This is a genomic window from Bacillus sp. LQ16, from assembly GCF_057784645.1.
Map to the genome: position 1 here is coordinate 4,954,617 of NZ_CM173491.1, position 16,752 is coordinate 4,971,368.

Annotated in this window: 12 protein-coding genes and 1 other RNA gene; 5 read left to right on the plus strand and 8 right to left on the minus strand. The window is 29.8% G+C overall.

All coding sequences use genetic code 11. The annotated features are described in order from the left end of the window. Nucleotides 1–653: 653 nt before the first annotated feature. From AC3EMB_RS25225 to AC3EMB_RS25240, 4 genes are all read left to right on the plus strand, one after another. Nucleotides 654–986 (plus strand): hypothetical protein, encoded by a 333-nt coding sequence (locus AC3EMB_RS25225; RefSeq protein WP_327897751.1) that lies wholly within the window; start codon nucleotides 654–656, stop codon nucleotides 984–986. A 100-nt stretch (nucleotides 987–1,086) separates the two neighbouring features. Further along, nucleotides 1,087–1,692 carry a DUF5819 family protein gene (locus tag AC3EMB_RS25230; protein WP_488517333.1) on the plus strand — a complete coding sequence of 202 codons (606 nt, stop codon included), beginning with the start codon at nucleotides 1,087–1,089 and terminating at the stop codon, nucleotides 1,690–1,692. Between the two features lie 30 nt (nucleotides 1,693–1,722). Next, nucleotides 1,723–2,664, plus strand: coding sequence for an HTTM domain-containing protein (locus AC3EMB_RS25235; protein WP_327977449.1), 942 nt, complete (start codon nucleotides 1,723–1,725; stop codon nucleotides 2,662–2,664). Nucleotides 2,665–2,675: 11 nt separating this feature from the next. Then, nucleotides 2,676–3,071 carry a thiol-disulfide oxidoreductase DCC family protein gene (locus AC3EMB_RS25240; protein ID WP_327977575.1) on the plus strand — a complete coding sequence of 132 codons (396 nt, stop codon included), beginning with the start codon at nucleotides 2,676–2,678 and terminating at the stop codon, nucleotides 3,069–3,071. 1,058 nt (nucleotides 3,072–4,129) lie between these two features. Here the strand turns inward: AC3EMB_RS25240 and AC3EMB_RS25245 are convergent. The 7 genes from AC3EMB_RS25245 to AC3EMB_RS25275 form a co-directional block, all read right to left on the minus strand. Beyond that, nucleotides 4,130–5,047: a TniQ family protein gene (locus tag AC3EMB_RS25245; RefSeq protein WP_316280478.1), complete on the minus strand. Its 918-nt coding sequence runs from the start codon at nucleotides 5,045–5,047 to the stop codon at nucleotides 4,130–4,132. Then, nucleotides 5,040–6,167: an AAA family ATPase gene (locus AC3EMB_RS25250; protein WP_488517334.1), complete on the minus strand. Its 1,128-nt coding sequence runs from the start codon at nucleotides 6,165–6,167 to the stop codon at nucleotides 5,040–5,042. Before AC3EMB_RS25250 ends, AC3EMB_RS25245 begins: the two co-directional genes overlap by 8 nt. A 27-nt stretch (nucleotides 6,168–6,194) precedes the next feature. Further along, nucleotides 6,195–8,831: a hypothetical protein gene (locus AC3EMB_RS25255; protein WP_488517335.1), complete on the minus strand. Its 2,637-nt coding sequence runs from the start codon at nucleotides 8,829–8,831 to the stop codon at nucleotides 6,195–6,197. Next, on the minus strand, nucleotides 8,815–10,158 hold the full coding sequence (locus AC3EMB_RS25260; protein ID WP_488517336.1) for a TniQ family protein: 1,344 nt from the start codon (nucleotides 10,156–10,158) through the stop codon (nucleotides 8,815–8,817). The genes AC3EMB_RS25255 and AC3EMB_RS25260 overlap by 17 nt, the downstream gene beginning before the upstream one ends. A gap of 167 nt (nucleotides 10,159–10,325) precedes the next feature. Further along, nucleotides 10,326–11,252 (minus strand): hypothetical protein, encoded by a 927-nt coding sequence (locus AC3EMB_RS25265; RefSeq protein ID WP_488517337.1) that lies wholly within the window; start codon nucleotides 11,250–11,252, stop codon nucleotides 10,326–10,328. Further along, entirely contained in the window at nucleotides 11,245–12,555 is a 1,311-nt protein-coding gene (locus AC3EMB_RS25270; RefSeq protein WP_488517338.1) for an AAA family ATPase, read from the minus strand. Before AC3EMB_RS25270 ends, AC3EMB_RS25265 begins: the two co-directional genes overlap by 8 nt. Beyond that, a complete protein-coding gene (locus tag AC3EMB_RS25275; protein ID WP_488517339.1) occupies nucleotides 12,556–13,983 on the minus strand; it encodes a DUF262 domain-containing protein in 1,428 nt (475 codons plus the stop codon). A 557-nt stretch (nucleotides 13,984–14,540) separates the two neighbouring features. Between AC3EMB_RS25275 and AC3EMB_RS25280 the strand changes: the two genes are divergently transcribed. After that, nucleotides 14,541–16,133, plus strand: a complete 1,593-nt coding sequence (locus tag AC3EMB_RS25280; protein ID WP_488517340.1) for a hypothetical protein — start codon at nucleotides 14,541–14,543, stop codon at nucleotides 16,131–16,133. Nucleotides 16,134–16,293: 160 nt separating this feature from the next. On the opposite strand, the gene ssrA is transcribed toward AC3EMB_RS25280, so the two are convergent. After that, nucleotides 16,294–16,648, minus strand: a transfer-messenger RNA (tmRNA) gene (ssrA, locus tag AC3EMB_RS25285). Nucleotides 16,649–16,752: the final 104 nt, after the last annotated feature.

The window sequence follows — 16,752 nt, forward strand, 5'->3', positions numbered from 1 at the left end:
AGCCGAATTTTGAGGTGGAAGTTTTACTGCCCGGCAAATAGCGGGATAAATATTATTGAATCATTTATTACTTTCATCACTTAAATGCAGCATTATAAGTAAATTTCAGCACAACTATTTCACAAAACAGAAAAAACATTATTACCTATATATAACCAATCTAGCATATCTAATAAGCTTGCACCTTAATTATTCTCTCCTATTAAATTTCTCACCATTAACAAATCCAAATTATATAAATAAAACATATCAAACTTTGTATTTAATCTTTTCTGTGACAAGCTTCATACAAATTATCGCTAAGTATACATTTGAATAACATTCTAACGAGATTTACAAGTTAACATCCATTTTTGTAATTCGATATACAAACATAACAAAAAATGTTAAAATTATTTTATATATATATATATATATATATATATATATATATATATATAGACTTATATACACATAAAATAATAAAAACATTCTTCACACAAAAAAAGAATAGTGCTTCCCTTTTATCATCAAATAAATTGAAAGCGCTATCGAAATATATTAATAACTCCTAATAAAAAGAAAATTTTTTCCAGTAAACTATTAACATATAATAAATAATATGTTAATATATCCAAGAAGTTACAAAAAATAAAAAGATTGGGGTTTTTATATTGAAAAAAGTTGTAATTGCTAGCGTAGTTGGGATTGCTTTATTAGGAAACTCAGTTATGGCATCAGCTTCGACTGTTGATTATTCTAAAGGTAAAGAAATGACTACAAATATCACAAATAACGAAGAAGCACTATACAGTACAGCAAGCGTGGGACGAGCGGCTGTCGGTTATGTTGTTAGTAAAGCGGTTGATGCAGCCGGGAACTGGCTAGGTAAACAAGCCAAAAAAGCTAATGCTCAATCAATTTATTCAGCTGCCGGAAAAGGTAAGTATGCTTGCTATAGCTCGTTAAATAAGCAAGATACAGAGGTAGTTTCCTTCGGAAGATAATTAACACTTGCATTTAATACAGGTACAATAAAAGAAGGTTAATCCTTACTTTGTTTGCAAGGATTAACCTTCTTGAATTTGCATAGAAATGGTGATAATTATGATAAAAAAATATAGTTCATCTTTATTAATTATATTAGTAATGTTTATTTTTATAGCTCATTTTACGATTACACTCCTTTATAACTTTCCTGTTAATCCTGTTAGTAATCAATATAATGCCTGGATTCAAAACTACATGAATCCTTTCTTCACTCAAAATTGGAAATTATTCGCCCCTAATCCTGTTAGTGCCAATAACATGTTTTACATTCGTGGTGAATATAAAAATGAAAATGGAGAATTAAAACAAACAGATTGGATAGATGCTACAACACCGTTTAATACAGTGGTACATAACAATAGACTTACCCCATTGAGGTTAGTTAATAGTACAAGGTCATCTATAGTAACAGAAATTTTAAATCAAATAGATAGTGAAAAAGATTTCTTTGAAAAAGTAAAACCAGATGAATCACCAGAGTTAATAATATTAAATCGCTTCTCATCTAATACTTTAAATGAAATCCATCCCAACTATCAATTTACACGTGTTGAAAAAAAGATTGTAGTGAATGTATTCCCAGAATACGGAAAAGGTAAAGAAACAGAAAAAAATTATGAATATAACTTACCAACTCAACCATTCGATCTACCAAGAACGTAACAATCTGTCCATTTAGAGGAGAATTAAGGTATGATTAAAAATTCATGGATTAAAATTAAAAATTATTTGGAAGTAGAACATTACCTGATTGGAGCTAGTATACTAAGAATAGGATTTGGATTTCACATAGTATATTCTTACTTGGTTCATTTATTTCAACGGAATTATCTTTGGGGACCTGAAGGTTTACTCCCACTAAATATGTTAAATTCCGGAACTAAAGAAGTGTGGAGCTTATATAGATTTTCAGATACTATGGCATATTTTAATTTAATTTATTTTTTAGGTTTATTTATAGCTATTTTATACTTAATAGGTTTTCAAACCCGAATCACAGGATTACTGAATTTCATATTTGTTTGGTCATTATATGATAGAAATCCATTTACATTAGATGGAGGTAATAATGTTTTATCAATTTGTTTAATCTTTCTAATATTCGCGAATGTAGGTGAATATTTCTCTGTAAAATCTAAGTATAATAAAATAAGAAAAAATAAGTATTTTAATATACTTCACAATTTTGCTATTTATGCATGTATTGCTCAATTATGTATATTATATTTCTTTTCGGGTTTCTTTAAAGCCCAAGGACATATGTGGACTAATGGGACTGCCCTTTACTATATCTTACAAGTTGAGGAATATACTCTTCCAAACTTAGCACATTTTATTTATAACAATCCTTATTTAATAGTTTTGGGTGCATATAGTGCCATTATATCTCAAATTGCATTTCCATTTTTAATATGGAATAAATATTTAAAATGGCCATTATTGATAGGGTCAATTGGATTCCATATTTCAATTGCATTGGTAATGGGACTTGTACAATTCGGTATAGCAATGATTTCTTTGGACTTATTATTAATAAAAGATAAAGAATATACTAAAATGCATCAATTCTATTTAAAATTCAAAAGTAAAAGAAAAGAAAAAAAAAAACTTATTTTCAACAACTTAAAATTATAAAAAACAATCACATCACAGTATATTATGATGGATTTTGTCCGATGTGTACGTCAATAACTCAAAAATGGGGTAACATTGATACTTTACAAATGATTGATTTCAAATCATTTAGACAGCAAGAAAACATCAAAGACATTAATATCCCTCTCAATAAGTTAGAACTTGAAATGTATTGTAAAAATGAAAATAAACAAAAATTCTACAAAGGAATAGATGCCGTTTTTCAAATTTGTCTAAGAATCCCTTTATTATGGATTTTTGTTCCCATTTTATACCTTTCAATAATTATTGGTATAGGGGATTGGATATATAAACATATTGCTAAGAAAAGAAAGATCGTACCCATTGGACATTGTACTGAAAATACTTGTTCTATATTTAAAAATGAGCAAAATAATAAAAACTAAAGGATGGATAAATAATGGTAGAGACTTTACAAATAATAGATAATCTATTGAATATCGTGTTAGCAATTTTTTTCTCTTTTCAACTAATTAGCGAGGCTAAAAATAAAAAAAGAGGCTCATTTTTATTTCTCTTTTCAATAGCAAGTTTATATTTTGTGATTAAAGCATTTTTTGTCATTTGTATAATGTTTAATCTTTAGCAAAAATTCTAACACATTTACATATATGTAGTATTTAGAAGAGGTAGAGAATAATGTTTCTCTACCTTTTTAATTTTTCTATATTGAATTTAGGTAGTAATATTTATAGCTTTGAATATACATTAACCATTTCAAAGCTATAAAACCGAAGATTATAAATGGCATCCCCAGTATTAAGTTGTTCTTCATAGCATACTGAACACCATGAGAAATATTTCTTTAATAAATAACGTAAGAGATTAATAATGAGGTATAAAATTGATGTACTTGTGATTGGTATGCCATTTAAACTCCTCAATAATTCACATATCCACTTTTATATATTAAAAATATTTTTACCTATCTATTAATCATACTATCAAAGAAGAGCCCTGCATTAATATTCCATAAAGCCCCTTTCTAAATTTTTCTATGGATGAATTTAGAAAGGGGCTTTCGTATACTTACAATGACATGGTGATGTGAGATCTAGATATAGCTGCAGCGCTAAAATAAATTTTGATTAAAAATGCCTCGCAAATCGCCTATTGTATGCTAAATAAGAAGAAGCTATTTTGAAGAAAGATTGATCAAAATGAATTCTTCTTCAGCCGATTTAAGTTTGATATAAGAGAAAGTACAAGTTGACCATAAACTAAAAGAAGCATAAGATGGCCGTTTTGGCCATCTTATGCTTCTGGTTATAAATACAAATGTAACTTAAACTATATAATGGCCAATAATTAAATCATAAATTGGCCAATTATCAGCTTGTATTTAATAAATTTCATAACATATCTTAATTCTTATTAACCATATAATGTTCAAAAACCAATTATTTAACCATATAATGACCAAAATAAACAAAAATTAGCCTTTTCAAGATTCTATACCATAATAAAATAAATCATTTAATTTTAATTTTGTCCGATAACTTAATAATAGAAGAGAGTTTAATGATAATCTATATTTTCCGCGTTCAATTTGCTGAAGCCTATTATTATCAATGTTTATTTCATAACAAAAACGCCTTCTATCTCCTTGAAAAAAATCCTGTATCCATTTATCTATAATGCCATATACTTGATTATTTTTAGGTATTTTTAGATTAGAAATTTTAATTACCATTTCTCCTAAGTTATCAGCAACCCATACATTCCATTCTTCTATATCCTTGTTAACAAATTTTAATTCTAAATTTTTATTGATACCAAGCCATTGATTACAAATTTGACAATATTCTATTGGTAGTTTTTCATGACGTGATGACTGAGAGGCCCTACATTCTACATTTGAACAAAACTGATGTAACTTTACATTATGCTGAGAACAAATATTTAATAAATTTATCCCCCATACTAATGGCTCATAACACTTTATTCCATTATTTTTCCATTCTTCTAAACAAATTGGACACCATTTTTTTTCACTTGTAAATAACTTTGAATAACTCATTACATTTTCCCATGGTAACATTGTCATGTTTTTTGGATTAGAAATTAATCCTAGTTCCTCCAGCGATTCTACAACGAGCCCCATCGTTTTACTCATACCATTCCTCAGTATCGGATAATACATAGGAGTTGGATGTATCAATTGATTAGGATGTAATTTAATTATATAAGAAACTAAAGCATGTAATGTTACATTATGAGCATTCGCTAACCTTCTTAAATAACTTACTAGCCCTTCTACCCTATCTGTTCCAATTCCTATAGGTTCCAAAGCATAAAACTCACTCCTTTTCGAAAATGAATAAGTAGCTTGTTTTTCTTCAAATATTTTAATATTATTCATCCTTCATTCCGCCTACTTTATCTCTTTTAGGATTTCTAATACCAACATTCTTTTTCTTCGAATTACCCTTTTGATTTACATTTTCATTATCAAGACCTAACTTTATCCTTACATCCAATATCTTATCTGAATTCTCTATGAAACACGCCTCTCCCTGTGAAAGTTCATCAACAAGTTTAGATACCTTATTTATAGAAAGAGCCGTATTTCTGAGATGTTGAATTTTTAATGACTTCTCATTATTTTCTAAAGCTAACCTCAACGCTCTTGTTAACCAATCCTTTAATATCCCTACACATCCTACTGTTCTTTCGTATAAATAATCCCAATTTTCCAATAATGAAGATGATGTTTCTATAGGAAGATATTCAAAAAGACCTTTAATAACACCCAAATAATTGATGAAATCTTGTTCATTAGATATGTCATACCTAGGGAAATGTATGTCAAAGGTTCTTCTCGCTAGTTGCCCATTTAAATTTACAAAGTTCTTAAGTTCGTATGTACCAACTAGTAATTGTGGAACTTTTGTTAGATTAGATAATGATTTAAGTGAGTCTAGCTGGTCCAAATATTTTCTTGCTGATGGCACTTTAGTAAAATGCTGAGCCTCATCAACAATAAACACTTTTGGTTTCCGATAATAAAAAGCTTTTTCTAATGACCTTCTTAGCGCCGGAGAAGTTAAATAATGTCCCTGTCCCACTCTTACTTTATCCCTCTTGTTTGATTCGCTATTATTTTCATATATAATTTTCTTTTCAATTAATGGCTCTTCCATAGCCCGCAGTACCCTTACATAAAAATCCTTCCAATTAAAAATACCACTATCAGGAGATATAAGTTCTATAGATACAAAAGGAAGAATAGACCTCTCCTTCTCTAATTCATCAAATAGGTTATTTATAATTTCTTTTTTTATTTCCTCTATAAGCGTTGATTTCCCAACACCTGATGGCCCCAAAACCATAATAATTTCATTACCAGAAGGGTTCTCTATCAATGATTTAAGTTCCAACATTACTTGATTCATTTTAGAATGGATTATCTTTACTCTTTTAAACTTATTTACTTTCTCTTCTAAAGTTTGTTTCCCTGTAGGTAACATATTTTCAACCAAATTCCCCACCCCTCTTCAGCAATATTATTAGTCTTCAATGACTTTAAAGTTTGGAATATTATTCACATCAATTTTTCTTGAATCAAAATTGGATTTTTGAGAAGCTATATTCTCTTCCAATCCAATTTCTTCAAAAGTAATACGAGATTTCCGGTTTTCTTTCTCTATTAAAGCTTGATTCATTACTTTCTCATGATTTTCAATTGTTGTTATAAAACTTGCTATGTGTTTCAAATTTACTCTTCCTTTAATATTTAATTTATATCTAATTTCTTCCGTAATACATTGCAGTTGTTTATGCGTTTTTCCATCAAGAAGATAATGATATTCTGATATGCACTTAATCCACCTCTTATTTACATACGCATATAAGATTCCGACATTAAAAGGATCATACTTTAAATTAACCTTTGTTTTTTCCGTTTTTGGATTTTTAAACTCTTCATTCCAATACCAAACATTATTAAAAACAACTCCTTTTCCTCTAGGCGTAGATGGCAAAGTTGATAAAATTAAGGCTTGATCATATGAAATAAAATTCATTTCTCTCTTCCCTCCTAATGCAATTCCTAGCTCAAATTGTTTTTTAGGTGTTGTCCCTAATCCAGCATGTAACGTATTTTCATAGTGCTCAATCCACTCATAAAACAAAGTATTTAACTTTTCTAATGTCCAGATTGCAGAGTTTTTCGGATTTGTACTCTTCGTAACAACTCTTACCTCTTTTGTCAGCTGAGTATTTCCTTGCAAATTGTGTATAAAAGAAGAGTTAGTTGTTCCAAATAAACGTTCTATAACACTTCCAAACCTAGCTTTAGCTGGTGGTCTTTTCTTTTTTATCATCCTATTTTGAGCACATAATACATCAAAATATAAGCTATGAAATTCTTTTCCACCATCAACTACAATGTGATGGGGTAATCGAAAATTTCTTCTTACACATTCTCGTAAAACCATCATAATTGAACGATGACTCGGTGGATCAAAAGTTATATAATGCGCTAAAATCCTCCTGCAATATGCGTCCATTAATAACGTAAGATATGGTCTACGAGTGATCCTTTCTTTTCCATCCATCAATACAAGCTCAATATCTAATTCTGTATGATCAATATGTGTAATTCCAAAAGGTCTATCACCATGTTTAGGAGTATGTATCTCTAAATACCAATGCTCTATTGGATACGCGGCTCTTTTACCTTTCCTACTTTTTACTGTTTCATAGCTTGAGTAACTATTAACGTATTTCGTGAATGTTACATAACTAGGAATACTAAGACCTTTCCTCTTACATTTCTCTTCAAATAAACTATATATAGCTTTTACATTCAGCTGCTTAATGTTATGGTAGTGTGTTTCTATAACCTCTTTTATTAATTCCTGAACAACCTTCTCAATTTTTGAAACCCTATTTCCTCTATGCTTCTTTTGTGATAACAAACCTAAAAAACCATTACCATATAACCTTTCAGCTTCTTCAAACGATTTTCTCCATCTTCTTACTGTTCTATTACTGTATTCAGTGGTTTCAGCCCCTTGATTGTAAATCTTCAACAACTCATATCGCTCATAAGCTTCTTCAATATCTTTTGGGGAAGCACCTTCTAATAAAATTTGCTTATATTCCTGGTGTTCGTCTACGCTATTACCCTGGTCTAGAAATTGAATGGCACCTCTCTCATTAAGAGTCTTAAAATTTTTTTGAGAAACGTTAACTAAAACATCTTCTTCATCTACCAACGATATATTATTACTTCCGAAATTTATAACGCAGTATATTTTCCCGTCCCATATTAACCTAGTACCTTGTTTAAGACGAGTAGATGTTAACTTATATGCTTCTTCACTAATAGTATTTTCAGCAAAAGTCATTTCATATATCTTTGATAAATCTTTATTTAAAAACAAAGGAACCTCTTGATGTTCAATTAAAATATATTTGTATAAATCAACATAAATATGATTTTGAGCAATCATATTATAAATGTCATCTACAGTTAAGGTACTATAAGATTTCAAAATATCCTCAATTGTAATACCATATTTTGAGGATAGAATATCTTGAATTAATTTTATTTTCTGTTCATCTATTTCTAGGCATTCTGATACATTTATGTAGTCCTCAAGTATTTGAATATTTCTAGAAAAATTCCAATTAATTTCTTTAGAACTCCTTAAATAAAACTTCAAACCAAATCTATTTGCAAATTTTTCTCCTGGTGGGCATCTCCAATTCCCTTCTAAATCTTTAACATATCTATTAGGGGATTGTTGACTTAATTTTAAAAGCTCTTCTTCTGTTTTCCACTCTTCCCATCCGGCCTCATTTTCCCTTATAACGAAAAAATCTGGAGTAGAATTAACCGAAACCTTACGATTATTCTTAGACATGTATTCCAAAAAAACTGTATTAGGTTGATCATAGTATTCTAAAACTGAAGAATCATACTCCATTTTATATATTGCATTTAGCTCAACCTTATGGCTTTCAAATTGAATAGTCACCCCCATTTTTCTGCTGGGATAAACACCTGATACGTTCCCTCGTCCGCTTTGTACCTTTCTACTAGGCTGGGATGTTCTGATCTTATTAATTAAATCTTGGGCTGGGACAGACAATTCATTTTCCTTACACCACTTAATAAATTCAGCCTCTTGTAACATGTATTCTCCCCTTCGAAATAATGAATTGTTTTTCTATTTCTAAACGCACTTGATAGAAATATTCTTTCATTGGACGATTTTTAAAAAGGAATGGTAAGTTTAATTCTTCCTCTAATAATTTTCTAGTAGGAAAAACACCTTGTGAAAAATAGTTATAACAGACTTCTTGTATCTGCTCTTTTAAAGTAGACAGATACAGAGATTTTGCTTCAGTTTTTATTTGATAATTACGATTTGAAATTTCCTTACACTCTTCAGAAAAGTTAGTATAAAGAAATTTCGTACTACATTTTAAGTCTTTAGCAATATCAATTATTGCCTTCACGTCAAATTGTTCCTTTTCTGTTTCACTCAGATAAGTGCTAACTTCTTCATTACTTAATATAAATTTTTTTCTTTTTTCTGTTGCTTGATTCATATCACTAACTAATACATTGGGTGTTATCTGTATCTTTTTATGCTCTGTATACAATACTTGAGCTGGAATCTTTAAAGTGTAAGCAATGTCTAAGATCTTATTTAGCGGTGGAGTAACTTCTTTATTTAGCCATCCCCATGCTGTTGTTTTAGGTACACCTATATAATTAGCTAACTTTTGAATGTTTCCGTCAAAATTGCCGTGAAGAATGGACAAAAGATTTTCATGTAACATGTTAATGCTAAACTCTCTCTCTAGATTTCCTTCTTCAAAAAAACTTTCTACATTTTGAGAAATATAATAACTTTTGAGATCTATACAATGAGGATTATTAAATGACTGAAACAATTGTGTTTGACAATAGGGGCATATTCCAGATCTACTCTTTCGATGTAAGAATGGAATTAACTTGTTACAGGTAGGACATTTTTCATCTAAATAAATTTCATGATTCGTACATACATTGTAAGCTGTAAAACTCCAAATTAGTGGATAATACAAAGAGTCTTTTCTCCTTAGTTCACCTAAGCATTTAGGGCACCAGGCTAAGCTCTTCCTTAATAATTTTCGAACTGAGAAAATCCCTTTAAATTTCAAAAGAGTCAACTTCTCTAGATTTCCTACTCCTGTAAGTTTCTCTAGAGTAGCTAACATATCTTTAGCATTCTTTTCGGTACCATTAATCGTTCTAGCACCGTCATAAAAACGATTTCCACCTCTATCTATACTGTTTAACAAATACTGTTTTCCTAACACAGGAGCTATCTCGTAAGCTAATAAATCCCCTAGACACACAGCATGTGCTTCCGCTAGTCTAATGAGATAACTCGATAATGATTCTACAAAAGGAGTCCCTATTCTTTTGGGACACAGGCCATATAATCGACTTCTTATTAGTTCATCAAACAACGAACTACCTCCTTAGATTATATATATTAATAATATGGACAATTTTCAAAATCTTTAACCGTATAATGTCCCAAAATAAAATATCCCCAAAACAAAAAAATATAATTTTCTTTGTTTTGAGGATATAAAATTAACTTAGTCAAACTGAGAATATTTCTACTCCAAATTTAACCTTTTGAAGTTCTCAAGTGCTTCCCACAATGACCTATATAAACTTTTCTTTCACTTATATCTATATAATAATGAATTCGTGTAAACCGTCCTATTTTTATGTGCCATTCAAAAACCTTTGCTCCTTTATCAGGGATTCTAAATTCTCTTTCACGTACACATGAGGACATTTGCATCGTTTTTGTGGACTCTTCGGATATTTCATATCCAACTTCTTGATAAAAGATTTGTTTTCTTTCCTCTGAATGATACCCGTCCAGTAATTGAGACAATTCAATACGATCTAATGCAATAATTGATTCATAAGCAGCTTGAAATTGGTTTTGAAAATTATGCTTTCGAGCACTCTTTTTTGCACTGTCTAGTATTATGATATTTGGAAAATCCGATTCTATCATTTCAAATACTTCTAATATACTAGAAAAATGTTTATTTTCTTCAAAATGACCCGTAAGAGGTTCTAATCCAAGAAAGTTTTGAATATTCATTTCAACCGTTGAATCGGTCACTGTATATTTTGTTCCTAACAGAATTTTTTCACCATTTAATGAAATAATGTTTTCTTGTCTTTGATGAAAACAACTCTGTAATAAATAATTCACATGCGAATCTTGTATGTCTAAAGAAGGTGAAGTAGAGATTGAAGTATCGAGTGCTTCAACCTCTACATAATGAGGTCCATTATCCATTGTAGTACTAACAATTATTCTAGTTTCATCACGATCAGACAGACTATATACAAATTGATTTAAAGATAATGTATCATTTTCTAAAGGAACTGACCAAAAATTAGGCGCAACCCATAATTGACTACCTGATTCTTTCAAAAAGTGAACAATTTTTACTAATTCAATTAGAGAAGTATGAACTTCTTCCCTTGATTGATTTACAAAAACACTATGATTTAAATAAATCTCATTCATCTTTTATCAACCCGATTAGATCGTAGTAGCTTTGATCAAAGAATCCTTTTGGCCAATATGAAATTTTACCTTCTTTAGTCATTTCAATATCCGTATAATTAATAATTCCATTATCATTCTCAAAAAAGAGAATATTAATCTTATCGAGTAGTTCTGGTGCCTCTTTTATTTTTAAACGAATACGATTAATAATATGCTCACTATGAGTTTCAACTACCACTTTTCGATTCGATTTTAAAGCAAAAATACATAAATCCACAAACAAAGCCTGTAAACGAGGATGTAAATGGACTTCAGGATTTTCAATTAATAATAGATCATGTTGTTTACTGGACAAAATGACAGTTAAAACAGGTAAAAGTTGAGATATCCCAAAACCAACTTGATTTAGTTCCAACTCGAAATCAGCTACTTGGTCTCTAACAATAATTTTATATTTTCCTTTGTCCAATAAATTAATGCGTATCTGATAATTTTCACCAAGCATGTATTTTATCCACTCATTAAATACAGTTCCAAAGATTAATTCCTTACCATTTGAATCTAAAAAATCTATTTTTTGGGACCACTTCTTATATAAAATTTCCGCAGTGTATTCTCCAGAAACACCCACATCATGATAACCAGAGTAACTTCTAGCATTAAAATCATTAACGCGGAAGGCTCTAATATAATGAATATTATTGGTGTCTAACAATGATAAATAAAAGCGAATTTTATCAAATAATGCAGAAGGTAAGATTTTTGTTTCTCTTGATAACTCTTTATAAATAAGCGGATCAGGAACAACACCTGAAAAGTTACAAAAACCTTGATCCAAATCCCCTGAGATACCATAAATATAATCAGATGCTTGATCTATCAACTTGAACTCATATTCTTGCATTTCATTTTCTAACTCCAATTCAATCTGTACCTCCGAAAGAATAGGAGTATCTTCTAAATTATATGTAGATAAAAATTCAAATGAATATGGATTCTTAAAAACAAGATTAATCCGTAAAAAAGAAAAGTCTTGATGATGCATTAAAAACGCTTGATCAAACTCCACAGATAATTCAATAGTGTCATTATTTGAAGCCTTCATATGAATAACATCAGAAAAGCTACCTAATCCAAGCATTTCATCTACGGATAAAATCGGACAAAAATTATATTTGGTTTGCGAAAGTAAATACATTCCTTGTAGAAGTGATGATTTTCCGGAATTATTAGAGCCAGATACAACCGTTATCCCAGGTAGGTCAAAATGATTTATTCCTTCGTGACATTTAAAATCTTTTAAAGTAAACCGTTCAAACAACTAAAGTCCTCCATTCATACAATTAGTTAAAATCATTAACCATTTTTCAAAACGACTAGTTACACTTTGTTTTACTAATTTATTTTGAATAAAGTCTTGATCTGTTGTAATTAATTCATTGAAACATTGCGCAATTTGTTCCTTATGTTCTAGTATCTGATGATGTGGAAATTGAGCAAATGAATACGTAATAATATCAAATAATGACATGTTTATCATTCGGGAATTTCCCTTTGTAAAAGCCTTATCACCAAACACTTCTAATATTGTTTGCATTGTTCCTGAAAATATATTACTAATCTCCTCTAATTGCTCTTTGTTTTTTGGAAAATTGTCTAACGTGAAATTTAAAAATGAAGTAAGGTTACCATTGTACTTATCATAACCATTAATATAAAATGCTAAAAATCGTAGAACCGCTTCCTGATCTTTTAACCTTACAACTTGGAGCTTTCCTTTGATAAGACTTACAAAATATTTATTTTTAGCTAATTTTTTCAGGAATTCAATCTCTCCATTACGGTACATGCTATTTCGTAGTTCTTGAGCATTTAATTGAGTTGCCCCTTCATTAATACGTTCAAAAATATCAAATCGAATATCTGGATGTGAGTCTTTGTTAATAATAAAAATATGCAGTTGATAGTCCTCAAGCTTTCTTTGATAAATTTGAGGTAATTTATCAAAACTCATGCCTTTTAACTGTGTAAGAACAGGAAGTTTAGTTAATTTAAATTCTGTATCTAAGTAATCAAAAAAAGCGCTTAATCGCTGTTGACCATCTACCACTTCCAATTTATTGTCTTCTGTTTCTGCAAAATAAAGAGAAGGAATTGGAATTTTCCTCAACACGGATTCTACTAATTTTGACTTCTTAGGATTTTTCCAAACATTTTCTCTTTGATAAAATGGAGTAAGTACTAAATCACCACGCTTGTATTTACGGTGCAACTCAAAAATTGAAAAATAAGATGGTTCAATAAATACTTCCCTCTCTGCCTCTGGAAGATGGTTTAAAGAATTTTCTTCATCTTCTTCACTATCTTCTTCCTGCTCTTCTTGACTAGATTCCCCATCACCATTTCTGCTAAACTGCTTTCCATCAAAACGAAAACCATCATGTTCCAAAAACTCGAGTAATTCTTGGTATCGTAGATCCGCCTCTATAGAATTTTTCCTGTTTATGGTAATGAACGTCTCGATTACAAGTAAAAGTTTAGAGATATCTGCCTGTTTATCAAACTCGAGAGAATCAAAATAATCATCTATTATTTGTTCAGAACTTTGTCTATCCACACTTATTTTTCGTTTAATATCTTCATCTTCAAAGTAATCCTGAATATTTTTTATATTTTTTTCGTATTCACACAATAATTGTTTAAATACTCGAACTGTCCTCTTTTTTAAAATACCATTTGACGTTTGCAAGCTCAAACCACCTCGCTTCTATTAGATTTATCTTTAATTATATAAGGAAAATTCGTCGCTAACAAATTAAAACTTGCTCTTCCTACCACTTGATGTATATTAAAGTAAAGAATAAATTTAAATCACTCAAAAAATAGCTAAAATATCCCTCCACAATCAACAAAACAATCCTTATTTTATTAAGAAAGCTATAAAAAATGAAATCCCCATTATATACAAAATTTTTTGAAAATATCTTTCAATTCCAATTAAAAGGCGTTTAGTTGAAAAACCTAGAAAAATCCTCATTAGCTTATAAAACCATATATCCATAGCCACAATATTTACACAAACTTATGTATTTTAAACTCAAAAGCTAAAATTCCTATATCTTTAGAAATCTTACATGATAAAAACAATACTTATTGATTTTCATAAAATAGAAATATCCAGCAGAAATTGATAATAGGAATCGTAGATAAATCAGTATTCATTAAAGGATACAATTCAAAAGATTTCCCTGTATTTTTCATATGATATTATAAAAAAAACAAATATAGAGGGGAATAACTTTGAGTATGACACTAACATTAAAAAAACTCGCTATTTACATGTTGAATTGCAGCATTGAATTAAATAAAACACCATCTTCTAATGAATTTAGAAAATATTTAAAAAAACATAATATCGTAGGTAATCCTTATAAAGAATACAAACAAAATGAAATTTTAAAAGAAGCTAAGTTAAAACCTCAAAAAACATGGAGAATAACTAGAAAAGAAATTAATGATAACCTCTTACTTTGTGAAAAAAAATTATTGGAATTAGCTAAGATACTTGGGAGAACACCTAAGCAAAATGAATACACTGACTTTTTAAATACAAATGATATCAAATTTGCCTGGATTCATCATATTACTTATAACAATATGCTTAAGCAAGTATCTCTTGAAATTAATCGAAATAACTATACAGAAAGCCAATTAAAAGAAATGCTTCTACTTAAAATTAAAAAACAGAATGGAATAGTACCAACACAATTATCATTAGAAAAAGATTCTTCTATTCCCAATGTCAATGTCTACATTAGAGCTTTTAAAAAACCCTATAATGAAATTTTAAAGGATTGGGGTTTTAAACCTAATTATGAAATAAACAAATATAACAAAGAGGATATACTTCAATATCTTAAAGATTTTTATACTAAGTACAATCGCGCTCCCTATTATGAGGAGTTAGAAGATCCTTCATGGGCCATATTCAAAAAATTTTTCGGTGGTTTAGAAAAAGCATTACATAAAGCAGAAATACCTTTCAATACTCGAACATTTGGTTCAGCATATATGTCCAATCATGGTGATATTCGCCCATCTCTTATTGATGGAAAAATTGATGATTGGCTATTTAACCATGGCATATTGCATGAACATGAGGTCCCCTATCAAGCATTTTTAGCAACAGATAGATTATATATTATCGATTATGTAATATCAGGTACAAAATATTATCTTGAAGTTGCTGGAATGATATCTGAGGAAGAATATAGAAATGTAACAATTTTAAACTCTAAAATAAAAGAAAACTATATTGAAAAATTAAAACACAAAGAGTACTTATTTAGACAACATAATAATATAGAGTTAATTATAATTTTTAAAAATGATTTACAATTTGAAGACAAATTATCCGTTTTACTGCCCTATTCCAACAACCAACACAAAGAATTAACTCAAGGAAAAATAATTACATTAGCTAATGAACAGAAAAGAAAAACACCAAAAAAATATTCAGATGATTACTTAAAACAAAATATACGTATAAGATATAAACAACTAAATGAAAGAATCCCCGAAATTAAAGACATGTTTGTTAAAGGCTGGCCCAATCCTCAAGGGACTTATCAAAAAAGAGGTGGATGGAAAAAATGGTTAGAGAATTCCGGTGTTGTTAAAATGTATGAGGAAAAATTAAAGAAAGAAATGCTCGATCACCTTATTTATATAGAAAATAAAGTGAAACGCCGACCCTATTGTACAGATTTAATAACATATAAAAAAGATAAATTTAATCGAGATAAATATCGTGCAGTGTTTGGTAATTGGAACAAAACACTTACTGCTTATTTAGAATATAAAAATTCTATTTCAAAAGATAACTACTCTAAAGAATAAAAATACCTTCATACAGCTATAGTTTAAATTAAAAAACTTAGTTTTTAATAAAGAATATTAAAGGATTAATTGGCCATACACAAAATAAAGCATAAACTGTCCAAACCGGACAATTTATGCTTTAACTTACAACAAAATAAAAAAACCACCAAATATGTATTGGTGGAGACGGTGGGAGTCGAACCCACGTCCAAAAATATCGGCACTTAAGCTTCTACGAGTGTAGTCGATATATTAGCATTTCGCGAACTCTTCGGCCTATCGACAGGCTTCCAAGTTGCTAGTCTGATTGTTCTCTTCCTTCGCCCTCAGACGGCGAACTCCGGCGTAGTCCACTTAGTTTGAGTCCCTTACCCTACCACATGGACGATGGAGGGAGGAACCTTTAGTGCAATTAAGCAGCTAAAGAAAGATTGTTTTGTTTGCCAATTATAGGCTTTGACGTTTTAACGAGGCCGATCCCCTCGACTCGCAACCTAAGCTCGAACTATCCCTGTCGAATCCGTAACGTCCCCATGATAAAAATGGAGCATACGAAGAAAATATCGTGATAGCTACTAAGAGCTGTTTTTCAATGTGCAACAACCTTACATAAGTTATTATATCATACGCGCGCCGT

Excerpts from the sequence above, each read along its gene's own strand:
- AC3EMB_RS25265 (WP_488517337.1), bottom strand. The coding sequence starts at position 11,252 with ATGAATGAGATTTATTTAAATCATAGTGTTTTTGTAAATCAATCAAGG.
- AC3EMB_RS25255 (WP_488517335.1), bottom strand. The coding sequence starts at position 8,831 with ATGTTACAAGAGGCTGAATTTATTAAGTGGTGTAAGGAAAATGAATTG.
- AC3EMB_RS25235 (WP_327977449.1), top strand. The coding sequence starts at position 1,723 with ATGATTAAAAATTCATGGATTAAAATTAAAAATTATTTGGAAGTAGAA.
- AC3EMB_RS25280 (WP_488517340.1), top strand. The coding sequence starts at position 14,541 with ATGACACTAACATTAAAAAAACTCGCTATTTACATGTTGAATTGCAGC.
- AC3EMB_RS25230 (WP_488517333.1), top strand. The coding sequence starts at position 1,087 with ATGATAAAAAAATATAGTTCATCTTTATTAATTATATTAGTAATGTTT.
- AC3EMB_RS25245 (WP_316280478.1), bottom strand. The coding sequence starts at position 5,047 with ATGAATAATATTAAAATATTTGAAGAAAAACAAGCTACTTATTCATTT.